The 25,744-nt window shown below is 69.4% G+C and carries 19 protein-coding genes; 14 read left to right on the top strand and 5 right to left on the bottom strand.

Annotated elements, in window-relative coordinates:
• Both VGS97_RS24550 and VGS97_RS24555 read left to right on the top strand, forming a co-directional pair.
• On the top strand, positions 1-630 hold a 630-nt coding region (locus VGS97_RS24550; protein WP_326856007.1), incomplete at its 5' end, for a saccharopine dehydrogenase family protein.
• Positions 631-664: 34 nt separating this feature from the next.
• The gene (locus VGS97_RS24555; RefSeq protein ID WP_414641824.1) at positions 665-2,179 is read left to right on the top strand and encodes a gamma-aminobutyraldehyde dehydrogenase; all 1,515 of its coding nucleotides are present in this window, start codon (positions 665-667) and stop codon (positions 2,177-2,179) included.
• Positions 2,180-2,285: 106 nt separating this feature from the next.
• On the opposite strand, the gene VGS97_RS24560 is transcribed toward VGS97_RS24555, so the two are convergent.
• The gene (locus VGS97_RS24560; RefSeq protein WP_326856009.1) at positions 2,286-3,956 is read right to left on the bottom strand and encodes a PucR family transcriptional regulator; all 1,671 of its coding nucleotides are present in this window, start codon (positions 3,954-3,956) and stop codon (positions 2,286-2,288) included.
• Positions 3,957-4,321: 365 nt separating this feature from the next.
• Here VGS97_RS24560 and VGS97_RS24565 point away from each other — a divergent pair, with 365 nt between their 5' ends.
• The 7 genes from VGS97_RS24565 to VGS97_RS24595 all read left to right on the top strand — a co-directional run bounded on the left by VGS97_RS24565 (position 4,322) and on the right by VGS97_RS24595 (position 13,163).
• A complete protein-coding gene (locus VGS97_RS24565) occupies positions 4,322-5,377 on the top strand; it encodes an aldehyde dehydrogenase family protein (protein WP_326856010.1) in 1,056 nt (351 codons plus the stop codon).
• A 318-nt stretch (positions 5,378-5,695) separates the two neighbouring features.
• The gene (locus VGS97_RS24570) at positions 5,696-6,994 is read left to right on the top strand and encodes a spermidine/putrescine ABC transporter substrate-binding protein (protein ID WP_326856011.1); all 1,299 of its coding nucleotides are present in this window, start codon (positions 5,696-5,698) and stop codon (positions 6,992-6,994) included.
• Positions 6,994-8,187 carry an ABC transporter ATP-binding protein gene (locus VGS97_RS24575; RefSeq protein ID WP_326856012.1) on the top strand — a complete coding sequence of 398 codons (1,194 nt, stop codon included), beginning with the start codon at positions 6,994-6,996 and terminating at the stop codon, positions 8,185-8,187. The genes VGS97_RS24570 and VGS97_RS24575 overlap by 1 nt, the downstream gene beginning before the upstream one ends.
• An 11-nt stretch (positions 8,188-8,198) precedes the next feature.
• Positions 8,199-9,143 (top strand): ABC transporter permease, encoded by a 945-nt coding sequence (locus VGS97_RS24580; RefSeq protein ID WP_326856013.1) that lies wholly within the window; start codon positions 8,199-8,201, stop codon positions 9,141-9,143.
• Entirely contained in the window at positions 9,143-10,027 is an 885-nt protein-coding gene (locus tag VGS97_RS24585) for an ABC transporter permease (protein WP_326856014.1), read from the top strand. Before VGS97_RS24580 ends, VGS97_RS24585 begins: the two co-directional genes overlap by 1 nt.
• Before the next feature lie 13 nt (positions 10,028-10,040).
• Positions 10,041-11,444, top strand: coding sequence for an FAD-dependent oxidoreductase (locus tag VGS97_RS24590; RefSeq protein WP_349262250.1), 1,404 nt, complete (start codon positions 10,041-10,043; stop codon positions 11,442-11,444).
• 201 nt (positions 11,445-11,645) lie between these two features.
• Complete coding sequence (locus tag VGS97_RS24595) at positions 11,646-13,163, top strand: CoA-acylating methylmalonate-semialdehyde dehydrogenase (RefSeq protein ID WP_326856016.1); 1,518 nt, start codon at positions 11,646-11,648, stop codon at positions 13,161-13,163.
• A 130-nt stretch (positions 13,164-13,293) separates the two neighbouring features.
• Here the strand turns inward: VGS97_RS24595 and VGS97_RS24600 are convergent, their stop codons facing one another.
• Positions 13,294-14,049, bottom strand: coding sequence for a phosphatase PAP2 family protein (locus VGS97_RS24600; protein ID WP_326856017.1), 756 nt, complete (start codon positions 14,047-14,049; stop codon positions 13,294-13,296).
• Between the two features lie 167 nt (positions 14,050-14,216).
• A complete protein-coding gene (gabT, locus tag VGS97_RS24605; protein ID WP_326856018.1) occupies positions 14,217-15,593 on the bottom strand; it encodes a 4-aminobutyrate--2-oxoglutarate transaminase in 1,377 nt (458 codons plus the stop codon).
• A 334-nt stretch (positions 15,594-15,927) separates the two neighbouring features.
• Between gabT and VGS97_RS24610 the strand changes: the two genes are divergently transcribed.
• Entirely contained in the window at positions 15,928-17,982 is a 2,055-nt protein-coding gene (locus tag VGS97_RS24610; RefSeq protein WP_326856019.1) for a DUF2510 domain-containing protein, read from the top strand.
• A 182-nt stretch (positions 17,983-18,164) separates the two neighbouring features.
• On the top strand, positions 18,165-19,616 hold the full coding sequence (locus tag VGS97_RS24615) for an aldehyde dehydrogenase family protein (protein WP_326856020.1): 1,452 nt from the start codon (positions 18,165-18,167) through the stop codon (positions 19,614-19,616).
• Between the two features lie 32 nt (positions 19,617-19,648).
• On the opposite strand, the gene VGS97_RS24620 is transcribed toward VGS97_RS24615, so the two are convergent.
• Both VGS97_RS24620 and VGS97_RS24625 read right to left on the bottom strand, forming a co-directional pair.
• The gene (locus VGS97_RS24620; protein WP_326856021.1) at positions 19,649-20,410 is read right to left on the bottom strand and encodes a DUF4190 domain-containing protein; all 762 of its coding nucleotides are present in this window, start codon (positions 20,408-20,410) and stop codon (positions 19,649-19,651) included.
• Between the two features lie 2 nt (positions 20,411-20,412).
• Positions 20,413-22,437, bottom strand: a complete 2,025-nt coding sequence (locus VGS97_RS24625) for a hypothetical protein (RefSeq protein WP_326856022.1) — start codon at positions 22,435-22,437, stop codon at positions 20,413-20,415.
• Between the two features lie 327 nt (positions 22,438-22,764).
• Here VGS97_RS24625 and dxr point away from each other — a divergent pair, with 327 nt between their 5' ends.
• The 3 genes from dxr to VGS97_RS24640 all read left to right on the top strand — a co-directional run.
• Positions 22,765-24,006 (top strand): 1-deoxy-D-xylulose-5-phosphate reductoisomerase, encoded by a 1,242-nt coding sequence (gene dxr, locus VGS97_RS24630; protein ID WP_326856023.1) that lies wholly within the window; start codon positions 22,765-22,767, stop codon positions 24,004-24,006.
• 123 nt (positions 24,007-24,129) lie between these two features.
• Positions 24,130-25,335, top strand: coding sequence for an RIP metalloprotease (locus tag VGS97_RS24635; RefSeq protein ID WP_326856024.1), 1,206 nt, complete (start codon positions 24,130-24,132; stop codon positions 25,333-25,335).
• 199 nt (positions 25,336-25,534) lie between these two features.
• Positions 25,535-25,744: flavodoxin-dependent (E)-4-hydroxy-3-methylbut-2-enyl-diphosphate synthase (locus tag VGS97_RS24640; protein ID WP_326856025.1), on the top strand; the 210-nt coding region annotated here is incomplete at its 3' end.

Genomic DNA, 25,744 nt, shown 5'->3' on the forward strand with positions numbered 1-25,744 from the left:
AACCCGCCGGTGATCTGGGAGCAGGAGCGGGGCTGGCACACCACCGAGCCGTTCAGCGAGCCGGAGACGTTCACGTTCCCCGAGGGGATCGGCCCGGTCGAGTGCGTGAACGTGGAGCACGAGGAGGTCCTGCTGATCCCGCGCTGGGTGCAGGCGCGCCGGGTGACGTTCAAGTACGGCCTGGGCGCCGAGTTCATCGGCGTGCTCCGGACCCTGCACAAGCTCGGCCTGGACGCCACGGCCCCGGTGAGCGTGGGCGGCCAGGCCGTGTCCCCGCGTGACGTGGTCGCGGCCTGCCTGCCCGACCCGGCCACGCTCGGCGACCGGATGACGGGCCTGACCTGCGCGGGCACCTGGGTGACGGGGACCGGCCCGGATCATGCGCCGCGTGAGGTGTACCTCTACCACGTGGTCGACAACGCCTGGTCTATGGCCGAGTACGGATCCCAGGCCGTGGTCTGGCAGACCGCGGTCAACCCGGTGGTCGCGCTGGAGCTGATCGACTCCGGCGCGTGGTCAGGCACGGGCGTGCTGGGCCCGGAGGCCCTGCCCGCGCAGCCGTTCCTCGACCTGCTCACCGAGTACGGCTCGCCGTGGGCTTGCGAGGAACGCGTGCCCGCGGGTAAGTAACCCGGTGTAGAACAGCCGCGCGGCGGCGGAGCCGATGCGCGCTCCGGGAAACATAGAGCGTCGTGCGGCGGCGGAGCCGAGGCGTACGCTCCAGAAAACAGAGAACGGAGGCCGCGCGGTGAGAGAGAAAGACTTGACCAACTTCGTCGGCGGGCAGGAGACCGATTTCGCGTACGACCGGCGCTCCGAGGTGATCGACCCGAGCACCGGGGAGGCCTTCGCCACCGCCCCCATCTCCCGCGAGGCGGAGGTCACCGCCGCGTTCGCCGCGGCCAGCGAGGCGTTCGAGAAGTGGCGCGACACCACGCCGGCCGAGCGCAGCCTGGCGCTGCTGCGGATCGCGGACACCCTCGAGGAGAAGGCGGAGCAGCTCGTCGCCGCCGAGTCGCAGAACACCGGCAAGCCGGTCGCGCTGACCCTGTCCGAGGAAATCCCGCCGATGATCGACCAGATCCGGTTCTTCGCCGGCGCCGCCCGGATGCTGGAGGGCCGGTCGGCCGGGGAGTACATGTCCGGGTACACCTCGTTCATCCGGCGCGAGCCCATCGGGGTCTGCGCCGCGGTGACCCCGTGGAACTACCCGATGATGATGGCCGTCTGGAAGTGGGCGCCCGCGCTCGCGGCCGGGAACACCATGGTGCTCAAGCCGTCGGACACCACCCCGGTGTCCACGCTGCTGATGGCCGAGCTGATGAGCGAGCACCTGCCGCCCGGCGTGTTCAACGTGATCACCGGCGACCGCGACACCGGGCGGCTCATCGTCTCGCACCCAGTGCCACAGATGGTGGCGATCACTGGCAGCGTGCGCGCGGGCCGGGAGGTGGCGGCCGCGGCCGCACCCGGCCTCAAGCGGGTACACCTGGAACTCGGCGGCAAGGCCCCGGTCATCGTGTTCGACGACGCGGACCCGGCCAAGGCCGCCGAGGCGATCGCGATCGCGGGCTACTTCAACGCCGGCCAGGACTGCACAGCCGCGACCCGGGTCCTGGCCGGGGTCGACGTGCACGACGCGTTCGTTGACGCGCTGGTCGGGCAGGCCAAGGAGCAGACCGTCGGCGGGCCCGACGTCAAGGACGCGGACTTCGGGCCGCTGAACAACCCGGCCCAGCTCGACCGGGTATCCGGGTTCATCCAGCGGCTGCCCGATCACGCCAAGGTGCTCACCGGCGGCCACCGGATCGGCGAGCGCGGGTACTTCTACGAGCCGACCGTGGTAGACGGGCTGCACCAGAGCGACGAGATCATCCAGCAGGAGGTCTTCGGCCCGGTGATCACCGTGCAGCGGTTCACCGACGAGGACGAGGCCATACGGTGGGCCAACGGGACCGAGTACGGCCTGGCGTCGTCGGTGTGGACGTCCAACCACGGCCGGGCCATGCGGATGGCGCGCCGGCTGGACTTCGGCTGCGTCTGGATCAACACCCACATCCCGCTGGTCGCCGAGATGCCGCACGGCGGCTTCGGCCACTCCGGTTACGGCAAGGACCTGTCGATGTACGGCCTTGAGGACTACACGCGCGTCAAGCACGTGATGTCGTCGATCGACTAGCTGTGTCAATGCGGCCTCTTCGAATTCGGCCGGGGCTTTGTTTGCGGCTGTAGGCAAGTCCGCCGCTGCGCGCCGGCGCGGCTCCGGCCAGGTTCGAAGAGGCGTGTCAACGGTCGCGTACCGCGTCGAGCGCGAGCAGCGCCACGTGCAGCGACAGGCACGACTCGACCGAGTCGAGATCCACGCCGAGCACGCGCTCGATGCGGTGCAGCCGTTCGTAGAAGCTGGGGCGCGACAGGTGCGCGGCATCGGCCGCCGCCGACTTGTTCCTGCCCTGATCCAGGTAGATGCCGAGCATGGCGACCAGATTCGTGTTGCGCTCGGTGTCGTAGGCGAGCAGCGGGCCGAGTTCGCGCTCGACGTACGTCTGAAGGCGCGCGTCGTCGCGCAGCAGGTGCAACAAGCCGCGTAGCCGCACGTCCACGAGGCGGTGGTACGGCGGTCCGCCGACCTGCCGCACCGCCGCGTCGGCGACCTGAACCGCTTCGAGCAGCGACCTGCGCGCGTCCCGCACCGCGCCGACGCTGGTGCCGACCGCGACGGCGAACTCGCCGCCGTCCGGGCCGGCCAGGCGGCGGACCGTGGTGGCGAAGGTGCCCAGCGCCGTGTCCTCGCGGTCCTGCGGGCCGAGCGTGAGCAGCAGGCCGACCGAGTGCTCGTCCACCGCGCCGATCAGCGCGGACAGCCGCTTCTCGCGCACCGCGGCGGCGGCCTGGTCGGTCAGTTCCCGCAGCCGCGCCTGGTTCTCGATCGTGGCGCCCTGGATCGACGGGGCCTGCGACGAGCCGCGCAGCCGCAGCACGATGCCGACCAGCCGCTTGCCGTCCAGCGCCACGCCGATCGCGCGGGCCCGCAGGCCGACCTCAGCGGCCGAGTGGTCGTGGTTGAGGATCGCGGTCAGCAACGTGCGGTGCGTCTGGCGCTCCAGCGACTCCCGGTCGCGCTGCATCAACCGGTTGAGCGCGAGGGTCGCCGCGCCCCGCTCGGCCAGCATCGTCAGCCGGGTCGGCGCGGGCGCCGGAACGCCGTCGCACACGATCACCAGCCTGCCCCAATCCTGGCCGCGCGCGCCGACGACGGTGGTCAGCCAGCCGGAGCGCTCGTCGTATGCGGTGCGGGACGTGGACCGCACCGCGCGCGAACGGCCCTCCCAGCCGTCGAGCAGCGCCTCGTCCGTCGATCCCGTCGCGTCGTACACCAGGACCTGGTGCGCGAGGTTCTCCAGCACCACCGGACGGTCGGCCATCTTCGCGATCTGCCGGACCACCTCGCCGGGCTCCGCGCCCTCCACCGCGAGTTCGGTGAAGGTCTGGTGCACCTCCTCCGAGGCCCGAAGCTCGGCCAGCTGCGTGTCGATGATCCGGGCGTGCACGGCTTCCGTGATCGTGACGAAACGTGTGTCGCGGCCCAGGGTGATCACCGGCAGCCGGTGCTTCTCCGCGGCCAGCAGCAGCGGTTTGGGGGGTGCCTCGGGGTAGCGCCGCCCCAGCTCGACGACCAGCCCGGCGGCTCCGAGCGCGGCGAGCTCGGCGATGAAGCGGGCCAACGCCTCCCGGTCGTCGGGCCACGCGATGGCGGTGGAGAGCACCAGTTCGCCGCCGCGCAGGATCTCGCGCACGTCGGTCAGCTCCGTCACGTGCACCCAGCGCACCCGCCGGTCCAGGCCGGCGGCCCCGGCCACGACGCGCGGGTTGCCCTGGCGCACCGCGTCGAGCGCCAGCACCTCGGCGACGGTCGGGAAACCCGGGTGTATGGACGCGGATATGTCGTCGGGCATCGGAGCTGCTTTCGGGGGATTCGATACGGATCTTCGGCCGCGAGATCTCGTTCACTCGCACGTTACCCGGTGTAGGACACACTGTCGGATCCCCGCCGGAGTGTGATGCACTCTGACATCTGGACGCGGCAGTGGCAAGGGGGTGAAGGTTGGCGGGTCCGGTCCCGGAATCGTCGAGATTCCGTCGCCGCAGCGAATTCGCCCTGCGGAATCCCTTGTTCCGGGGGCGACATTCTGTCACGATCGTCGCTCATAGCCGCCGGGGCCCGCGCCCGGTCCGCACCGCGGCGGGGCGACAGGTTGTGAAACCCGCAGGCCAAGCAGCAAGCAGTCAGACCACGAACGGACGGTCCGGGAGCGAACTCGTGCACCAGTACATCGGCGGCCGGCTGCGCCGGGCCCTCGGCGAGCAGACCGCGCCGGTCATCGACCCGGCGACCGGCCGCACCGTCGCCGTCGCCGACCTGGCCACCGTCGCCGACGTCGACGCCGCGGTCTGCGCGGCGCGCGGGGCCTTCCCGCAGTGGTCGCGGGCGACGCCGGGGGAGCGGTCGGCGGCCCTGCACCGGCTCGCGGACCTGCTCGACGAGCGGTCCGGCGAGCTCGCCCGGGTCGAGTCGTCGCAGACCGGCAAGCCGATCCGGCTCAGCGGCGGCTTCGACGTGCCGGGCACCGTGGACAACGTGGCCTTCTTCGCCGGGGCGGCCCGCCACCTCGAAGCGGCGATCCACGGGGCGGTGGCCGGATCACTGATCAACACGGGGCAGGACTGCACGGCGGTGACGCGCGCGTACGTGCACCGGTCGCTCTTCGACGAGTTCGTCGACGGCGTCGCAGAGCTGTACGCGAAGGTGCGGCTCGGAGATCCGTTCGACGAGGCGACGGACTTGGGGCCGCTCAGCTCGTACCGGCAGCGCGACTCGGTCGCCGGGTATGTGGAGCGCGCACGGGGATACGGGGCGAAGATCGTCGTCGGAGGCGAACGGCCCGCGCAGCTGCGCGGCACGCCCTACGCCGACGGCGCTTACTGCCGGCCCACGCTGGTGACCGGAGTGAGTCAGGACTCCGAGATCGTCCGGCAGGAGATCTTCGGCCCCGTGCTCGTCGCGCTGCCTTTTGATGGCGACGACGAGGCGATCCGGCTGGCCAACGACACCCCGTACGGCCTGGCCGCCTCGGCGTGGACCAAGGACCTGGTCCGTGCGCATCGCGCCGGCCGCGAGCTCGCGGCCGGCTGTGTCTGGATCAACGATCACATCCCGATCCTCAGCGAGATGCCGCACGGCGGCTTCAAGCAGTCCGGATACGGCAAGGACATGTCAGCGTACTCGTTCGAGGAGTACACGCAGGTCAAGCATGTGATGCACGACCTGACCGGTATCGCCCGCAAGAGCTGGCACCGCACAGTGTTTATGGACTGACGCGTTTATGGACTGACACCGTGGTTCATGGACTACATCGTGTTCGCGGACTAACGCCGTGCTCACCATTCAACAGTGCTAGGGGGTGTTTGACGCGTGGGGTCGGATCAGGGCGCGGCGCATGGCGCGTGCTTCCGTAAGTCGGAGGATCGTCCCCAGACTGGTTGTCTGGGTGCGGTCCGACAACGTGGCGAGCGTGCGCGACAGGCGACACGATCCCGGCCTCACGCCTCAAACACCCCCTAAGTACCGCGCCCTCGGGCGCGTGACGGGACAGATATCCCCCACGTCTCCAGCAAGCAGGAAGGTCCTTCCACGATGTCCGAGGCCGCACGCTCAGCACACACACGCACGCCGGAACAGCAGGAGCAGGCTCGGCTCCTCGCCCGCGCCGCCCAGGCCGGCGCCCTGCGTCGCAGTTCCGCGACCTACGCTCAGTCGGCGGCGCTCACGCGCAGGTCCATCCTGCGGGGCGCCGCGTTCGGCGGACTCGCCGTGGCCGGCGCCGGAGCGCTGGCGGCCTGCGGCACCGCGCCGGCGCACAAGGCGGTGCCCACCGCCGAGGCGACCGGCCACGCGGGCACCGACTACTCGGCCACCGAGAAGGTGGTGAACTTCTCCAACTGGCCCGCGTACATCGACGTCGATCCGAACAACAAGAACGCCAGGCCGACCCTGGACGACTTCAAGAAGCAGACCGGGATCACCGTCAACTACACCGAGGACATCAACGACAACAACGAGTTCTACACGACGATCGACCCGATGCTGGCGGCCGGGAAGGACACCGGCCGCGACCTGATCGTCATGTCGGACTACATGATCCCCAAGCTGCGCGAGAACGACTACATCCAGAAGCTGAACCTGGCGAACATCCCCAACCACGCGAACCTGACTAGCCAGATGGCCAACGTCCCGGTCGACCCGGGCCGTAAGTACACCATCCCGTGGGCCTCCGGCTTCACCGTCATCGCCTACAACACCAAGCTGGTCTCCACGCCGGTCAACTCGATCGTCGAGCTGTTCACCCGCCCCGACCTCAAGGGCAAGGTCTCGCTGATGGCGGAGATGGAGGACACCATCGCCTTCGCGCTGCTCGCGCTCGGCAAGGACCCGGCGAACTTCACCGACGACGACTTCAAGGCGGCCATCGCCTACATCCAGAAGGCCAAGGACGCCGGCCAGGTGCGCGCGTTCTCCGGCAACAGCTACCTGTCCGACTTCACCGCCGGCAACACCGCGGTGACCATGGCGTACTCGGGCGACGTCGCCGCGCTCGGCCAGGCCAACCTCAAAACGGTCTTCCCGACCGAGGGTTCGCTGTCCTGGTACGACAACATGTGCGTCCCGAACTATGCGCGGCACAAGAGCAATGCCGAAAAGCTGATGAACTACTACCTTCAGCCGCAGGTGGCCGCGCAGCTCGACGACTACATCGACTACATCCCGGTCGTCAACGGAGCGATCGACGCGCTCAAGACGCTGGACGCCTCCGCCGCGTCCAACCCGCTGATCGTGCCCACGGCGCAGGAGACGGCCACCGCGCACCCGTTCATGGCCATCACGGTGTCCAAGCTCGACGACTACACCAAGCAGTTCCTCAAGGTCACCGGCTGATGAGCGCCGCGTTGAGCGCCGCGCACGGCCCGAGCGGCCCGAGCGGCGCCGTGACCGGCGGGGATCTGCGGCTGGAGAACCTCACCAAGCACTTCGGCTCGTTCGCCGCGGTCGACGACGTCAGCCTGACCGTCCCGCAGGGCTCGTTCTTCGCCCTGCTCGGCGCGTCCGGCTGCGGCAAGACCACCACACTGCGCATGGTCTCCGGGCTCGAAGACCCGACGCGCGGACGAATATTCCTCGGCGAAACCGAGGTCACCGACCTCAAGCCGTACCGGCGGCCGGTGAACACGGTCTTCCAGAACTACGCCCTCTTCCCGCACCTCGACATCTTCGAGAACGTGGCCTTCGGCCTGCGGCGGCGCGGGGTCAAGGACGTCAAGGGGCCGGTCGAGCGGATGCTGGACCTGGTCGAGCTCGGCCACCTGGCCCGGCGCAAGCCCGCGCAGCTCTCCGGCGGCCAGCAGCAGCGGGTCGCGGTGGCCAGGGCCCTGATCAACCAGCCGCAGGTGCTGCTGCTGGACGAGCCGCTCGGCGCGCTGGACCTGAAGCTGCGCCGGCAGATGCAGATCGAGCTCAAGCGCATCCAGACCGAGGTCGGCCTCACCTTCGTGCACGTGACGCACGATCAGGAGGAGGCGATGACCATGGCCGACACCATCGCCGTGATGAACGCCGGACGGATCGAGCAGCTCGGCTCGCCGGCCGAGCTGTACGAGAACCCGGTGTCGACGTTCGTCGCCAACTTCCTCGGCCAGTCCAATCTGATCGCCGGCACCGTCGAGGGCAAGGACGGCGACGTCGTCGTCGTCGACGCACAAGGCCAGCGCCTCACCCTCCCGGCGAAGCGAAGCCGCATCGACTCCGGCCGGATCATCGCCGGAGTGCGTCCGGAGAAGGTGCACCTGGCCAGGTCCGAGGCCGAAATCCCGGCCGGGCACAACGTCCTGACCGGCGGCGTGGTCAGCGATGCCTCGTTCATCGGCGTCTCCACGCAGTACCTGGTCAAGATGCCGTGGGGCGCCGAGGCCGGCTGCGGGGAGGTGGCCGTCTTCGAGCAGAACACCGGCCGTGAGATCCAACGTCCCGGCACGCCGGTACTACTGCACTGGGACCCGACGCAGACCTTCGGCCTGGACGGAGCTCAGGACATAGACGCCGGTTCAGGGATCGACGACGAGGCCACTGCATGAGTGCGCAGGGAATGAGTGCACAGCCCGCCGACGTTGGCGTGCCGCCCGCGCCGGCTCCGAGACCGGCCGCGAATTCCGAACCGCGCCGCAAGAAGCGCAACCGGCTTCCTTACCTGCTGCTCGCGCCGACGCTGCTGTGGCTCATCGTCTTCTTCATCGTGCCGATCTTCACCTCGGTCTCGGCCTCGGTGCAGGAAGGCAGCCTGGACGAGGGTTTCACGCTGACCTGGCGCTGGGCGAACTACGCGGACGGCTGGTCGCAGTACGCCACGCAGTTCGGGCGCTCGTTCCTGTTCGCGTTCCTGTGCACGGTCTTCTGCCTGCTGCTCGGCTACCCGCTGGCGTACTTCATCGCCTTCAAGGCCGGCAGGTGGAAGTCGCTGCTGATGGCGCTGGTCATCGTCCCGTCGTTCACCAGCTTCCTGATCCGGACGATCGCGTGGGAGACGATCCTGTCCGACAACGGCACGGTCGTGCGCATCCTGCGCGACGTCGGCGCGCTGAACGTCACCTCGGCTCTCGGCCTGACCGCCAGCGACCACGTGCTGGCCAGCCCGGGCGCCGTCGTCTTCGGCATGGTCTACAACTTCCTGCCGTTCACGGTCCTGCCGCTTTACACGTCGCTGGAGAAGATCGACCCGCGGCTGCACGAGGCCGGCGCCGACCTGTACTGCTCGCCGTGGAAGACCTGGCGGCGCGTCACCCTGCCGCTGTCGATGCCCGGCGTCGTCGGCGGCACGCTGCTGACCTTCATCCCAGCGGTCGGCGACTACATCAACGCGCAGCTGCTCGGCAATCCGAACACGAAGGTGATCGGCCAGATCATCGAGGACGAGTTCCTGCACGACTCGACCGGCTACCCGATCGCCAGCGCGATGTCCGTGATCCTGATGGCCGTCACCCTGATCGTCGTGCTGTCTTATGTCCGCAAGGCGGGAACGGAGGACCTGCTCTGATGTCGGCGACGACCTCCGCCACCTCGCGGCCGAAGCCCGCCGCACCGAACTCTGCGTCGACCAAAGCTTCCCGCAGACGCCGCAGCCCGCTGGCGTGGATCCGCGGGAACATCCTGGCGGCCACCGCCATCGCGGTCTTCGTGTTCCTACTCGCGCCGAACGCCGTCATGCTGGTGATGTCGTTCAACTCGCCGGTCGGCAAGTACAACTACATCTGGAACCGTTTCTCCGCGAACGCCTGGCAGCATCCGTGCGCGGTCGACGACATCTGCACGCACATGACGCTCTCGCTGGAGATCGGCGTCGTGGTGATGATCGCCTCGACGGTCCTGGGCACCATGGCGGCGTTCGCGATGTCCCGGCACCGCTTCCGCGCCCGGCCGGCCGTCAACGTGCTGCTGTTCCTGCCGATGGCGGCGCCCGAGATCATCATGGGCGCGACGCTGCTGACCCTGTTCTTCTCCACGATCGGCAGCGGCTCGCTGGGCTTCTGGACCATCACCATCGGCCACGTCATGTTCTGCCTGAGCTACGTCGTGGTCACCGTGAAGACCCGCCTGGCCGGCATGGACCCGACGCTCGAAAAAGCGGCACAGGACCTCTACGCCACGCCGCGGCAGACCTTCATGAAGGTCACCCTGCCGCTCGTCGCGCCGGGCATCGCCGCGGCGGCGCTCCTCTCCTTCGCGCTGTCGATCGACGACTACATCGTCACCAAGTACACGGCCGGCACCGAGGTGACGTTCCCGGTCTACGTCTACGGCGCGGTGCAACGCTCCGTCCCCGTGCAGATCGACGTCATCGGCTCGATGATGATGTTGGTGACCATGACCGGGATCGCCCTCTCGCTCGCCGTCGGCCGGGCCCGGACCCGCAAGAAATGAACCGGTGGTCGTGGTGGACCTCAGTCGTGCCCTGGCCGGGGCCGTGCCGAAGCCTTTCTGGCTGGACGACCCCGGCCGCCCCGAGGCCTTGCCCGCACTGGCCGACGACGTACGCTGCGACCTGGCCGTAGTCGGCGGCGGCTACAGCGGCCTGTGGACAGCGTTGCTCGCGAAGGAGCGCGACCCCGGCCGGGACGTCGTACTCCTCGAAGCGTCACGAATCGGCTGGGCAGCCTCCGGCCGCAACGGCGGCTTCTGCGCCGCGTCCCTCACCCACGGCCTGCCTAACGGAATAGACCGCTTCCCTCGTGAACTACGCACGCTGAATCGACTCGGCGCGCAGAACCTGGACGCGATCGAAGCCACGCTGCACAAGTACGGCATCGACTGCGCCTGGGAACGTACCGGTGAGATGAACGTCGCGACCGCCGAATGGCAGGCCGCCAAACTGCGCGAATACGCCGAGATCGCCGCGCGGTACGGCGAGCATGTCGAATACCTCGACGCCGACGCCGTCCGCGCGCAGATCAATTCACCGACATACGTCGCCGCGACCTGGGACCGCGAGGGCTGTGCGATCGTCAACCCGGCGAAGCTCGCCTGGGGCCTACGCGATGCCTGCCTCTCCCTAGGCGTACGCATCCACGAACACACACCCATCTCCGCCCTGACAAAAACTCCCAACGGCCCCACCCTCACCCTCCACACCAAGCACGACAAACGCATCACCGCCGACCACGTCGCCCTTGCCACCAACGCATTTCCCGCGCTCCTGAAGCGTGTACGGCCATACGTCATCCCCGTCTACGACTACGTCCTGACGACTGAACCGCTCAGCGCCGCGCAACTCGCCGAGACCGGATGGCACGCCCGGCAGGGCGTCGGCGACTCGGCGAACCAGTTCCACTACTACCGCCTGACCGCGGACAACCGGATCCTGTGGGGCGGCTACGACGCGATCTACCACTACGGCAACCGCATCGCCTCCGACCTGGACCAGCGCCCCGCGACCTTCGCCAGACTCGCCGAGCACTTCTTCCGCACCTTCCCCCACCTCGAAGGTCTCAAGTTCACGCACACCTGGGGCGGCGTCATCGACACCTGCACCCGCTTCTGCGCGTTCTTCGGCACCGCGCACAGCGGCCGAGTCGCGTATGCCGCCGGATACACCGGACTCGGCGTCGGAGCGACCCGCTTCGGCGCGAACGTGATGCTCGACCTGCTCACCGGCCGGCCCACCGACCTGACCGAACTTCAACTCGTCCGCACCAGACCCCTGCCGTTCCCGCCCGAGCCGGTCAGGTCGCTGGGCGTCAATCTGACCCGCCGGTCGCTGGACCAAGCGGACCGCGACAACGGTCGGCGCAACCTCTGGCTACGCACCCTGGACCGCTTCGGCCTGGGCTTCGACAGCTGACCGGCCTGCCCAGCCGAACCTCCTGCGTCCGAACCGCCCCCGTCCGAACACCCCCGTCCGAACCACTCCGCGCGCTGTAAGCCGAACGGCTCCGCCGCCGACAATGTGACAATTGGCCACTCACCGGTGTACTCAGCAGACTCGAAGAAAACCGGCGACGAAGAACCAGGCGATCCGATTCCGACGCTGAGGGGCGAACTCGTGAGCAAGCACGTCACACACTGGATCGACGGAGCGCCGTGGTCAGGCGTGTCCGACCGGCGCGGCGACATCCACGACCCGGCCACCGGCGAGGTCAGCGGCGTCGTCGACTACGCCTCGGTCCGGGAGGTGGACGACGCGGTGGCCGCGGCCGCGGCCGCGTTCCCGGCCTGGCGCGCGACATCGCTGGCCAAGCGGACGCAGCTGCTGTTCGCCTTCCGCGAGCAGCTCAGCGCCCGGCGCGAGGAACTGGCGCGGATCATCGTCTCCGAGCACGGCAAGGTGCACTCCGACGCGCTCGGCGAGGTGGCCCGCGGCCTTGAGGTCGTCGAGTTCGCCTGCGGGATCCCGCACCTGGTCAAGGGCGGCTTCGTCGAGTCCGCCTCGACCGGCGTCGAGGTCTACGAACTGCAACAGCCGCTCGGCCCGGTCGCGGTCGTCTCGCCGTTCAACTTCCCGGCGATGGTCCCGATGTGGTTCTTCCCGCTCGCCATCGCCACCGGCAACACCGTCATCGTCAAGCCGAGTGAGAAGGACCCCTCGGCGACCAGCTGGATCGCCGCGCTGTGGAAGGAGGTCGGGCTGCCCGACGGCGTGTTCAACGTCGTGCACGGCGACAAGGTCGCGGTGGACCGGCTGCTCGAACACCCCGACGTCAAGGCGGTCTCCTTCGTCGGCTCGACCCCGATCGCGCGCTACGTCTACGAGAACGGCACGCGTTACGGCAAACGGGTGCAAGCCCTCGGCGGAGCGAAGAACCACATGGTCGTGCTCCCCGACGCCGACCTGGACCTGGCCGCCGACGCCGCGGTCTCCGCCGGCTTCGGCGCGGCCGGCGAGCGCTGCATGGCCGTCTCGGTGCTGGTCGCGGTCGACCCGATCGGCGACGAACTGATCGAGAAGATCACCGACCGGATGGGCAAGCTGCGCGTCGGCCCCGGCTGCGCCCCCACGTCCGAGATGGGCCCGCTGGTCACCGGCGCGCACCGGGACAAGGTCACCTCCTACCTCGAAGCAGGCCGGCAGGCCGGCGCCGCCCTGGTCGTGGACGGCCGAGATCACCCGATCGACGGCGAAGCGCAGACCGGCGTGGACACCGCGCGCGGCTTCTGGCTCGGCCCGACCCTGTTCGACCACGTGACCAGCGAGATGTCGATCTACACCGACGAGATCTTCGGCCCCGTGCTCTGCGTCGTCCGCGCCCGGTCCTACGACCAGGCCGTCGAACTGATCAACGCCAACCCCTACGGCAACGGCACCGCGATCTTCACCAACGACGGCGGCGCCGCGGCGCGCTTCCGCAACGAGGTGGAAGTGGGCATGATCGGCATCAACGTCCCGATCCCGGTCCCCGTCGCCTACTTCTCCTTCGGCGGCTGGAAGGCCTCCCTGTTCGGCGACTCACACGCCTACGGCCCCCAGGGCGTCCACTTCTACACCCGCACGAAGGCCGTCACCCAGCGCTGGCCCGACCCCTCGCACGGCGGCGTCAACCTCGGTTTCCCGCAGAACGTGTAGATCAGAACGTGTAGATCGGGAAAATACCGGCTCCGCGAGCGCAACCTGCAAGAACGCGCCCATGAGCAAGTGAGGGGCTGGCCGATGCGGTGGCACGGCGGTTGACGGTGCAGCCGCCGAAGTTCTGACCTCAGTTGACGGCATGCCCACGGGGCCGCGTCCCGGCGCCGGCGTTGCCAGTGAGATTCGCGACACGAAGCAGTACGGCCAGGGCCGCGCCGCACCAGCACAGTGAGCCGACGGTGTCGGAGAGCCAGTGGAAGTTCGACCAGAGCAGTCCGAAGATCGTCGCTGTGACGAGGATGCATGCGGCGGTGATGGCCGCTTGGCGCAGATGACGCGCGTTCGGGCCGTCCGGGATGACGAAGGCGCAGAGCAGGAGCGCGCTTGTGCCGTAGCACAGGACCGCGTCGGCGGTGTGGCCGGACGGGAAGAAGCCGAAGGAGGCGTCGCCGTGGGGAGCGCCGGATGGACCGGGGCGGCTGATCCAGACCTTAAGCGGGATGACGGCCGCGAGGGCGGCGGACGCCGCGGTCGTTACCAGCGCGGGGCGCCATGAGCGGGTTGCGCGGATTGCCAGCGCTGTGACCACCAGCAGGACCGGCAGTGCAACCGACAGGTCGCCGAGGTCGGCCATTGCGCGTCCGAGGTGGAAGAACCAGGCCATGGACGGGGATCGGGCCCAATCCTGGATCCGGCCGCGGACGTGCACGTCCAGCGTCACCACCGGGCCGTGCGTCTTCACCTGCCAGATCAGCAGTCCGAATCCGGTCAGCAGCAGTGCCGGGATCAGCCACCAGCGGTCCGCAGGCTCCGGCTCCGGGGACACGGAGGCGCGCGCCGGTGCGGTGTCCGGCGGCGAGTCCGAATCGAAGCCCTGGATCATCGTTTCGAGAGTACGCGAAGCATCGGATGCGCGCGGGAGGTGTGCGGGACGCGGGGGATGTGCGCCGGACGAGCACCGATTCGGTGCGAACACACGAGCGGCGCCCGCCCGGGGTCGAGGGCGGGCGCCGCAAGTGTCCTCGGGCCGCACTCCCGAGGACGGGGCAGTCAGCTCTTGGTGTTCGTCAACACGGCGTCGAAGGCCTGATCGATCACGTCCAGTCCTTCGTCCAACAAATCATCGCCGATAACCAGGGGTGGAAGGAAGCGCAGCACGTTGCCGTACGTGCCACAGGTCAACACCACCACTGCGGCGGCGTGACAGAACGCGGCGGCCTTCGCCGCCAGCTGCGGCGCCGGGTCCAGCGTGCCGGGCTCGACCAGTTCGACGGCGAGCATCGCGCCGCGTCCGCGCACCTCGGCGATCTCGGGATGGCGCTGCGCGAGCGCGCGCAGCCGCGGCATCATGGTCTCACCGATCTTGCGGGCCCGTCCAGCGAGGTCCTCGGACCGCATGGTGTCGATCGCGCCGAGCGCGGCCGCGCAGGCCACCGGGTTGCCGCCGTAGGTGCCGCCGAGGCCGCCCGGGTGCGCGGCGTCCATGATCTGCGCACGTCCGGTGACTGCGGCCAGCGGCAGGCCGCCGGCCAGGCCCTTCGCGGTGGTGATCAGGTCGGGCAGCACGCCCTCGTGTTCACAGGCGAACCAGTCGCCGGTGCGGCAGAAGCCCGTCTGGATCTCGTCCGCGACGAACACGATGCCGTTGGCCCGGCAGTACTCGGCGATGCGCGGCAGGAAGCCGGCCGGCGGCACGATGAAGCCGCCCTCACCCTGGATCGACTCGATCACCACGGCGGCCACGTTCTGCGCGCCGATCTGCTTGTCGATCTGCGAGATCGCCTGTGCCGCGGCCTCCTCGGCGCAGTGCTCGGGGCCGGTCGGCCAGCGCAGCGGGTAGGCCATCGGCACCCGGTAGACCTCGGGGGCGAACGGCCCGAAGCCGTTCTTGTACGGCATGTTCTTCGCGGTCAGCGCCATGGTGAGGTTCGTGCGGCCGTGGTATCCGTGGTCGAAGACGACTACGGCCTGGCGCTTCGTATAGGCGCGAGCGATCTTGACGGCGTTCTCGACGGCCTCGGCACCGGAGTTGAACAGGGCCGACTTCTTCGGATGGTCGCCCGGGGTCAGCTCGGCCAACGCCTCGCACACCGCCACGTAATCCTCGTACGGCGTGACCATGAAGCAGGTGTGCGTGAAGCGCTGCAACTGCCCGGTCGCCCGGGCGACCACCGCTTCGGCGCTGTTGCCGACGCTGGTGACCGCGATCCCGGAGCCGAAGTCGATCAGCGAGTTGCCGTCCACGTCCTCCAGCACGCCGCCGCCTGCCCGGGTGACGAACACCGGCAGCATCGTCGAGACGCCGACCGCGACGCTCTCGTTGCGCCGGGCGAGCAGCTCCTGCGACTTCGGGCCGGGGATCTCGGTCACCAGCCGACGCAGCTGCGGCTGTGCGGGACCGCCGACCGGACGGGCGGGAGTGGTCATCGGCGGGGAGCTCCTTTACGGTGCGGCGCGAGCCGTGTGCGTGCGTGTGCGTGGTGCAAATGCGCTTTGCGCGGGGTGATGTGCGCCGTAGCGTGCGCTGGTTGCACAGCCGAGTTCGACGATAGCCAATGAACGCGCCCGCTACACCTGGCAGCACGTCGGGCGTTTCTCGCATCCCCTGTCACTGTGTCGGTATCAGGGCTCACGGGGCCGTATCAGGGTCGGGGTCGTATCAGGGGCGCTGTGTCGGCTCTCGGCCTGATAGCCGCAGGTCGCTACGATCGACGGGGCGGGTCGTCGCCCGGTCCCGCGTCAGCGAAGGGGAGAGAACGCAGTGGCGGTGCAAGACGGTCCAGCCGTCCCAGCTCAGGGCCACGGCATGCGCGAGGGCTGGTACCCGTGCCCGAGCGGGGCCGCTCAGGTGCGCTACTGGGACGGCACCAAGTGGACCGACCAGACCCGGCCCGACCTGCTCGGCTGGGTGCACGGCCCGCGGGTGCTCGATCTGCCCGGCGTCTTCGCCTACGGACGCGATCCGCAGGACGGCGCCTCGGGTCGGCCCGGGCCGCTCGATCCGGCCGCCTGGCGGCGTCTGCGCAACTCCGTGATCGCGCTGCCGGTGCTCTATGTGGCGCTGATCGCCCCGGCCGCGTTGTTGCTGAACGTGCTCAAGCTGCCCGGCTTTCTCAGTGACGTGCTCATCTTGGTCATCGTCATCGCCTGCGGCAGCTACGGCAGGTGGCCGGAGGCGGTCCGCCGCACGTGGGCCAGGTATCGCCCGGAGCCGAAGACGGCGCCCGCGCCGCCCCCGGTACGTCCTGACCTGTGGAAGGACCTGCGCACCGCGGGGTTCGACACAGCCGCGCGACGCCTCGACGAGGAGTTGGCCGGCGGCGAGCTCACGGATGTCGACTACGTGCGCGTCGCTCGTGTAGTCCAGCAGTCCGCACGTGATGCGCGCTCGGGCGGTGGGTTGGAGCGGCTGCGGCCGGTCGCCGAGCAGATCGAGGAGTACGGCGGCGGCGCGTTCGTGCACGAATCCCTTCAGCGTGACCTGCCGATGCCCCGTTTGGTGCAGCACGATCTGATAACCGGTCAGGCCAGGCTCGGCGTCGCGGCGCCGACTGGGCGCAATCCGGCAACCCATCAGAACCAGTGGTTCGCGCTGGACACCGAGGTGCTGCGCACGTCGATGCTCGTGGTCGGGCCGCCCGGCTCGGGCAAGACCCGCTCCTTCGCGCGGCCGATCATCGAGCTGCTCGGCCTCCAGACGCTGGTGGGCCTGGCCTCGGTAGTGGTGATCGATCCGACCGGGTCCGCCTTCGGCCGCGAGGTGCTGCCCGACTTCTTCGATATCGACATCGATCCGAACCGGCGCCCGGATCCGGCCGGGCTCCGCGATGGCGTCCAGGATCGCGGCGTGCAGGATCGTGCGAACTGGGGCTTCGACCTGTTCGGAGGCGCCTCGACTCCGGACGAGGCCGCCGACCGGTTGGCCGGGGCGGTGCTGCCGCCGGAGACCGCGCACACCGATCCGGCGGCGGACTCCGCGGCGCGCAATGCGCTGTACGCGGTGATCGCGGGCTTCTACGAACGCGAATCCCGCTACCCGACGGCGCGTGAGCTGATCGACTCGGTGCAGCGGGACAGCCCGGTCCCGCTGCTGAACGAGCGGCTTCGGCTGCTCGACCGCCCGGCGCTGATCGATCTGTTCGACGGACGCCCGCGCCGCTTCTCCATGCGCGAGATCAACCGGCCGATCCGGGTGCGCATCGCGCTGCCCGAGGGCACGTCGCCGCAGGCCGCGCGGATCCTCGCCCGCCTGGCCATCGCGCAGTTCGTGCAGGTCGTCGCGGCGCCCGATGCCGATCGCTCGGTGTTCAAGGGCCTGATCGTGGACGAGGCCGGCCGTTTCGTGGACGAGTACGTCGCGCAGGGCCTGCAACGGGCGCGGGCAGCCAACGCGGGGATAGTGCTGTTGACCCAGTCGATGGGCCAGTTCCCGGAACATCTGCGCTCCGCGGTGTTCACCGGCACCGGCTGCAAGGCGGTCTTCGCGGGCGTCGAACCGCAGGATGCGCGGTATTTCGCGGAGTACTGGGGCACGCAGTGGTCCCCCGAGACGACCGTGACCACCGGCTCGTCGACCTCCACCGGGAGCGGCCACGTCGCGACCCCGGGCGGGAAGAAGGAGAAGTCGGTCATTCAGACGATCACCGGTAATACGACCGTGGAGTACCAGCGCTCGGTGGCCACCCGCGCGGTCGAGCGGCCGGTGTGGTCCGCCTCCGAGATCATCAACGACGTGCCGACCGGCCACGCGCTGATCTCGCTGGCCACGCCGGACGGCATCCGCACGCCTCCGGTGCTGGTGAACCTGCGCGGATGACGCGGACGACTTCGCGCGGACGACTTCGCCCGGATGGTTTTGCCCGGATGGTTTTGCACAGTGCGGGCGCCGTACGGCATTGGGCTGCATTGTGTGAGGAGACGGCTGTGGTTCACCGGCCTAGGGTGATGTGAAGCCGCGTGCGCCCGAGCCGGACCGCGATGAGCATGAGTGGAGCGAAGATGACTGTTGCGACCGATCCGCGCCCGTTCTGGCTCGCCGGAGCCCCGGCGACCGGCGAGGGGACGCGCGAAGTGACGCGGCCGTACGACGGCGTGCCGCTCGCGACCATCTCGGTGCCGACCGACGAGCAGGTCGAGCAGGCGGTCGCCGCGGCCGACGCGGCGGCGAAGCGGACCGCCGCGCTGCCCGCGCACGCACGCGCCGCCGCACTCGACCACGTCTCGCGGCGGCTGGCCGAGCGAGCCGGCGAGATCGCCGAGCTGATCACCGCCGAGAACGGCAAGCCGCTCAAGTGGGCGCGGGCCGAGGCCGGCCGCGCCGTCTCGGTCTTCCGCTGGGCCGCCGAGGAGGCCCGCCGCTTCGCCGGGGAGCTCCAGCGGCTGGACACGGACGCGACCGCGACCGGCCGGATCGCGGTCGTCCGGCGGTTCCCCAAGGGCCCGGTGCTCGGCATCTCGCCGTTCAACTTCCCGTTGAACCTGGTCGCGCACAAGGTGGCCCCGGCCGTCGCCGTGGGCGCGCCGATCATCCTCAAGCCCGCCCCCGCCACCCCGCTGTCCGCGCTGCTGCTCGGCGAGCTGCTGGCCGAGACCGACCTGCCCGCCGGGTCCTGGTCGGTACTGCCGGTGCCGAACGAGCGGATGGAGCGGCTGACGGCCGACCCCCGGCTGCCGGTCGTCTCGTTCACCGGCTCCGGCCCGGTCGGCGCGCTGATCCAGGCCGCCGCCCCGCACAAGCACGTCACCTTGGAACTCGGCGGGAACGCCGCGGCCGTGGTGCTCGGCGACTACGCGAGCGAGGCGGACCTCGACTGGGCGGCCGGACGGATCGCGACCTTCTCCAACTACCAGGCCGGCCAGTCCTGCATCGCCGTGCAGCGCGTCTTCGCCGACCGCGCGGTGTACGACCGGCTGCTGCCGAAGCTGGTGGACGCGGTGGCCGCGCTGAAGACCGGCGACCCGGCCGATCCGGGTACGGACGTCGGCCCCCTCATCAGCGAGGCGGCCGCGAAGCGGATCGAACAGTGGGTTGACGAGGCTGTTGCCGGTGGGGCCAAGGTGCTGATCGGAGGTACGCGCGACGGCTCGTCGTACGCGCCTACCGTGCTCGTTGATGTGCCGTCAGACGCCAAGGTGGTGTGTGAGGAGGTCTTCGGCCCGGTGCTGGCGGTGCAGAGCGTTGACAGTACGGACGCCGCCTTCGCCGCGGTCAATGACTCGGCGTACGGACTTCAGGCCGGTGTTTTCACCCACGACGTGCAGGCAGCCTTCCGTGCGCACCGCGAGCTCGAAGTCGGCGGCGTGATCGTCGGCGACGTGCCGAGTTACCGCGCCGACCAGATGCCCTACGGTGGCGCGAAGGGCTCAGGCGTCGGCCGTGAGGGCGTCAAGTACGCGATGCAGGACTACACGTACGAGCGCGTGCTTGTCCTCACCGGCCTCGATCTCTAGTCGGTTCAACCGATAAGCAGTCAGGGTCCGGGTCAGGCCGTCGTGCCGTCCGGGCCCTGCGTTTGCACTACTGACGGCCCCGGGTTGTTCGAGTTCGAACCGACGTGGAAGCCGCCGGTCGCGACCAGCAGGATCAGCAGCAGGATCCACAGCGAGGACAGGATGATCCCGGCGGCGGCCATGCCCTTGCCGGATCCGCCGGTCTTGCCGATCTTCGACAGCGCGGCGATCCCGAGCCCGATGCTGATGAACGGCGTCACGCAGAAGAATCCGCAGATGCCCAGGATCAGCGAGGCTATGGCCAAGCCACTGGTCCCCGGCGGCTGTGCGTAATAGCCCTGCGGGTAGCCGTAGCCGTACGGACCGCTGTTGTACGCGTTGTACGGCCCGTAGTTGCCATATGGAGCGTTTGGCGGGTATCCGGGTGGCGCGGCGCCATACTGCGGCGGGTTGGCACCGTACTGGTTAGCTGCACCGTACTGCGGCGCGTTCGGGTACTGCGCCGCCGGCTGCTGGCCTGCCGCCGGGTATTGGGACGCCGGTTGCTGTGCGATCGGGTTTTGGGCAAAAGGGTTTTGTGCAGCAAGGTTCTGGGCTGCCGGATTCTGCATTGCAGCGTTCTGGGCTGCGGAGCTCTGGGTCGCCGGGTATCTCGGCGCTGGCGGCGGGACCTCAGGTACCGGCGGCAGCACGGGCGCCGCCGGTGCTGCTGGGACCTGGGGCGGCTCGAACCGGATGGCCTCCTGCCGCTGTGGCTGGTCGGCCGGCTCGTACGACTCGTTCGTCTCGGTCACGGTCAGCTGCCCGCCAATGCGGCGAGCTGCTGGAGCGCGATGGAGACCGCCCCCTGCGGATTCGCGGTGGCCAGGCCGTAGAAGGACAGTCGCACCTCGTAGTTCCCCTTCCACAGATCGACCTTGACCGGGATGTCACCGCTGTCATCCATGGACTTGATGTCCACCACCCCGTCGTTCAATCCGGGCACCGTCACCTCGGTGCCCGTCGACAGGATCGCGCCCTGGTAGTCCAGCGCCTCGGAATGCGCGTTCTTCGCCGAACCGTACTGGAGGATGGTCAGCATCGCGCTGGTGCCGTCGGCGGCGTCCCACTCCCGGTGTGCGATGGCCGTGACTCCTGCGTCGTTGAGCAGGCCCGCCTCGTAGGTCTGCTCGGCGGAGCTTTCGCTCGACCAGTTCTCGGCCACGTACTGCTGGACCGTCGCCGTGGTCGTCTTGTCGTAGTCCGTGCCGGTCCACGCCTGCGAGCCGGCCGGCGCCTGGATCAGGCAGCTCTCGGCCGACGAGCAGCTGCCGGTCGGGCTGACCGCCGTGGCGGTCGCCGTCGGCACGGCCGCCACCGTGGCGCTCTGCGTCTTCGAGGTCGAACCGATCCTGCCCAGCTGCTGCGAGGCCCAGGTCACCGTGCGGGTCTTGTCGAAGCTGCCGGGGCTCCAGGTGAACAGTTCCATGGCCACGCTCCCGGAGACGCCGTAGACCTGCGCGGCGATGTTGCCCTGGCTGTCCGCCTTGGAGTCGTACGTGCCGGTGGCGTTCTGCTGACCGGGGACGGAGAACGAGGTGCCGGTGGTGGAGTAGCCGTCGTTCTTGTACCAGGCCGTCGCGCCGTTCGCGGTGCCGAACGAGAGCAGCACGTCGTCGGCTTCCGTGCCGTTCGAGGTGATCCATGTGCGGTGGCTGATACCGGTCAGGCCGGCGGCGTTGAGCCGTGCCTTGATGATGGTCTGCCAGGCGGTTTCGTTGAACATCTGCGCCGAGTACTGCGCGGCGGTCGGCGAGGCGTTGTCACTCCACGAGCCGCCCCACGGCGTGCTGCCCGACGGCGCCGACATCAGGCACGAGGACAGGCCGCCGGAGCACGTCACCGACTGCGTCGTGCTCGCCTGCTGCGGGCTCGGGCCGACCTTCGGCGCCGTGGTCAGGCTCTGGTACTCCGCAGCCAGCCACGAGGTCAGGTCACCGGCGGAGTAACTGCTGGGGGAGTAGTAGCGCACCTGCAACGCGATGTCGCCGACCTGGGCCGAGTACCGGGTGACGATGTCGCCGTCGCTGTTGGCCTTGCTGTCGGAGTAGGCCGAGCCCGGCAGGCCGGCGGGTGCGGGCACCGGGTCTGCGGCGGAGATGTCGGTGCCGAGCATTTCGAGCGCCCGCGCATGCGCGCCCTGCACTCCGGAGAACTTCAGCAGCGTGAAGTCGATGCCGTTGCCGTCGGAGGCCTTCCACGCGGTGTGCGCGATGTTCTGTAGACCCTCGGACGTCAGGTTGTCGCTCGCGGTCTTCTGCGCGATCGGATCGCTGTCGAACGCCCATTTGAGGTAGTCGTCCTTCGACGGCGTCGTGGACGAGCCCCACGAGTCGGTGTATTCGTTCGCCGAGGACGGTTTGGCGACCAGGCACGAGGTGAGGGTGGCCGGTGCGCAGGTGACTGATGAGACAGTGTCACCGCTGGTAGTGAAGTGGTTGTACGCGTAGACGCCTCCGCCGAGCACGGCCAGGACCACGATGCCGACGGTCGCGATGAGTTGCCCGCGGTTGAATCGGCGCTGCGGCGGTGGCGGCGGCCATCCGTACGCCGGCGGCTGTTGGGGTATCTGCCCCCACTGTTGGGGCTGTTGCTGCTGCCCCCATTGCTGCTGCTGGCCCCACTGCGGTACGGCCCCGTACTGAGGTTGAGGCGCGGCTCCGTACTGCGGCGCGTCCTGATAGGGGGGCGCGTCCTGGTACTGCGGCTGCGGCGCTCCGTACTGCGGCTGCGGCGGCTGCTGTTGTGCGGGCGGCTGGCCCCACGCAGGAGGCTGCGGCAACGGAGGCTGTGGCACAGGCGGCTGCACTTGTGGCTGTGGCTGTGCCTGTGGTTGTTGTGGGTGACCCCACGCGGGCTGCTGTGGTTGCGGCTGTGGTTCTGGTTGCCCCCACTGCGCCGGGACCTGATCCGACATGACCGTCCCCCTCGGAATCGCCTGGTCGCAGATTCATGATACGAGCGTTCATGACAGGAACGCGGCGGGTGAGCCTATCGGCCCAGTCTCTCGGCGTTCAAGGCGGGGTCTGCGGCGCAGCATTCGATGTATCTCGCGGCCTTGGCTCCCGTCTGCGAGCTCTTCGAGGGCGCATGGGGAACAATGACGCTCATGAGCACTGTGGCGTTCAAGAGCGTGAGCAGCAGCCCCCGGCGCGTCGTCATCCTCGGCTCGACCGGCTCGATCGGGACTCAGGCGATCGACGTGATCACCCGCAATCCGGACCGGTTCCGCGTCGTCGCCCTCGCGGCCGGCGGCAAGAACGCGACGCTGCTCGCCCGGCAGGCGCTCGGCCTCGGCGTCGAGGCGGTCGCGGTCGCGAAGGCCACCGCCGCACAGGACCTGCAACTCGCCTTCTACGCCGAAGCGCAGCAGCGCGGCTACGCGACCGGCGACTACCGGCTGCCCCGGATCGTCGCGGGCCCCGACGCCGCGGCTCAACTGGCCGAGCTCGACTGCGACGTCGTCCTCAACGGCATCGACGGCGCCGCCGGGCTCAAGGCGACGCTGGCCGCGCTGCGGTACGGCCGCACGCTGGCCCTGGCCAACAAGGAGTCGCTGATCATCGGCGGCGACCTGGTCACCTCGATCGCCGCGCCGGGGCAGATCGTCGCGGTCGACTCCGAACACTCCGCGCTGGCCCAGTGCCTGCGCGGCGGCGCCGCGGACGAGGTGCGCAAGCTGGTGGTCACCGCCAGCGGCGGACCGTTCCGCGGCCGCGCCCGGGAGGAACTGGCCGACGTGACCCCGCAGCAGGCGCTCGCCCACCCCACCTGGGCGATGGGGCCGCTGGTGACCGTCAACTCGGCCACGCTGGTCAACAAGGGGCTCGAAGTCATCGAGGCGCACCTGCTCTACGGCATCCCCTTCGACCGCATCGAGGTGGTCGTGCACCCGCAGTCGATCGTGCACTCCATGGTCGAGTTCACCGACGGCTCCACGCTGGCCCAGGCCTCGCCGCCGGACATGCGCATCCCGATCGCGCTGGCCATGGCGTGGCCGCACCGGATCGCCGACGCCGCCCCGGCCTGCGACTGGACCAAGGCCGCGACCTGGGAGTTCTTCCCGCTCGACGAGGCCGCCTTCCCGGCGGTAGGTCTGGCCAAGCAGGTCGGGCGGGCCGGTGGCACGTACCCGGCGGTCTTCAACGGTGCCAACGAGGCCTGCGTCGGCGCCTTCCTGGCCGGGCGGTTGCCGTTCACCGGGATCGTGGACACCATCGCCACCGTCGTCGCCGAACACGCCGACCGCGCCGAGTCGGCCGCAGCGGCCACCCTCGAAGCAGTGCTTGAGGCCGACCGGTGGTCCCGCGCCCGCGCCGAAGAACTCACCGCCGCCGTCGCCGCGCAGTAGCAACCACACAGCAGCTGACGACCGTCGTCGCCGCACAGGAGCTCTCAGCCAAGTAGGGTTGAATGAACGTGCGGTATCGGCGATACCACTCGACGTGCTCGACATTAAGGCAGGTTCCCCGGCGTGAACGTCCTCGGCGCGCTGCTGTTCGTGGTGGCGCTGATCCTCTCGATCGTGCTGCATGAGGCCGGGCACATGGTGACCGCGCGCTGGGCCGGCGGCAAGGTCACCGAGTTCTTCGTCGGTTTCGGCACCAAGCTGTGGTCCTTCCGGCGCGGCGAGACCGAGTACGGGATCAAGGCGATCCCGGCCGGCGGCTACGTCAAGATCGTCGGGATGACGGATCTGGACGAGATCGAGCCGGGGGACGAGGACCGGGCGCTCAAGAACAAGCCGGCGGCCAAGCGGCTGCTCACCCTTTCCGCCGGGTCGCTCACCCACTTCCTGATCGCGCTGGTGCTGTTCTTCCTCATCCCGATCCTCTTCGGCGTGCAGAAGCAGGACACCTCGGCCAAGATCGGCAACGTCGCCGGCTGCATGAACACCGACGGCTCCGCGGCCGCCTGCGCCCCCGGCGTGCCGACCTCCCCGGCGGCGAAGGCCGGTCTGGCGAGCGGCGACGTGATCACCGCGGTGAACGACAAGCCGATCGCGGACTTCAACGGCCTGACCACGGCGCTGCACGCGCTGACGGCCGGTCAGCCCGCGACCCTCGCCTACACCGACGCGAGCGGCGGCAAGCACACCACGACGGTCGTGCCCATCCACGCCGCCTCGGTCAGCTACCCGGACGGCCACAGCGGGCCCGGCAGCCTGATCGGCCTCGGACAGGCCGCTTACACGGTGAAGTACAACCCGCTGTCCGCCGCCGCCTACTCCGGACGGCAATTCTGGGAGGGGGTCACCGGCACCTTCACGGGCCTCGGTTCGATCCCGGGCTCCATCCCGAAGCTTTTCACCTCGACCGTCAACCACACTCAGCGCTCGGTGAACTCCCCGGTCGGCCCGGTCGGCATGGCGCAGATAAGCGGCAGCATCATCGGCGAGGCGGGCTTCGCCGGGTTCTTCGCGTTCGTCGCCGTCATCAACGTGTTCGTCGGCGTGTTCAACCTGTTGCCGATCCTGCCGCTGGACGGCGGGCACGTCGCGATCCTGCTCTACGAGGAATCGCGCAAGCTGGTCTACCGGCTGCTGCGCCGGCCGGTGCCGGGACGCGTGGACATCAACAAGCTGCTGCCGGTCGCGTACGCCTTCCTGCTCGTGTTCGTCGGCCTCACGCTGCTCCTGCTGGCCGCCGACATCACCAACCCGATCCGGCTGCCCTCGTAGCGCGCGACGCGCGATTTCCCCCCAATCGGTGCAGCTCGTTGCAACTCGGCCCGCCGCTTGTGCCGTTCGGCGCATCTCCGGTGAAGATCGGGTGAAGGCAGGGAACACGGTGCGAAGAACGGTATCGCCGTGTCGTAGCGTTATCACTGTTGTGCTCAGCGACCGTCCGACTGACCGCCTACGTGGGAGTGCCCGAACGATGACCGCCGTCTCACTCGGTGTTCCGTCCATCCCGGCCAAACCGCTCGCGCCGCGTCGCAAGTCCCGCCAGATCATGGTCGGCAACGTGCCGGTCGGCGGCGACGCGCCGGTCTCCGTGCAGTCGATGACGACGACGCTCACCGCCGACGTCAACGCCACCCTCCAGCAGATCGCGCAGCTGACCGCGGCCGGCTGCCAGATCGTCCGG

The organism is Actinocrinis sp. (assembly GCF_035946395.1).
Taxonomy (GTDB): Bacteria; Actinomycetota; Actinomycetes; order Streptomycetales; family Catenulisporaceae; genus Actinocrinis.

Bases quoted from the DNA above. Each gene is read 5' to 3' on its own strand.
- gabT (WP_326856018.1), bottom strand. From the start codon at position 15,593: ATGACCACTCCCGCCCGTCCGGTCGGCGGTCCCGCACAGCCGCAGCTG.
- VGS97_RS24615 (WP_326856020.1), top strand. From the start codon at position 18,165: ATGACTGTTGCGACCGATCCGCGCCCGTTCTGGCTCGCCGGAGCCCCG.
- VGS97_RS24600 (WP_326856017.1), bottom strand. From the start codon at position 14,049: ATGATCCAGGGCTTCGATTCGGACTCGCCGCCGGACACCGCACCGGCG.
- VGS97_RS24575 (WP_326856012.1), top strand. From the start codon at position 6,994: ATGAGCGCCGCGTTGAGCGCCGCGCACGGCCCGAGCGGCCCGAGCGGC.
- VGS97_RS24555 (WP_414641824.1), top strand. From the start codon at position 665: ATGCGCGCTCCGGGAAACATAGAGCGTCGTGCGGCGGCGGAGCCGAGG.
- VGS97_RS24585 (WP_326856014.1), top strand. From the start codon at position 9,143: ATGTCGGCGACGACCTCCGCCACCTCGCGGCCGAAGCCCGCCGCACCG.
- VGS97_RS24560 (WP_326856009.1), bottom strand. From the start codon at position 3,956: ATGCCCGACGACATATCCGCGTCCATACACCCGGGTTTCCCGACCGTC.
- dxr (WP_326856023.1), top strand. From the start codon at position 22,765: ATGAGCACTGTGGCGTTCAAGAGCGTGAGCAGCAGCCCCCGGCGCGTC.
- VGS97_RS24580 (WP_326856013.1), top strand. From the start codon at position 8,199: ATGAGTGCACAGCCCGCCGACGTTGGCGTGCCGCCCGCGCCGGCTCCG.
- VGS97_RS24570 (WP_326856011.1), top strand. From the start codon at position 5,696: ATGTCCGAGGCCGCACGCTCAGCACACACACGCACGCCGGAACAGCAG.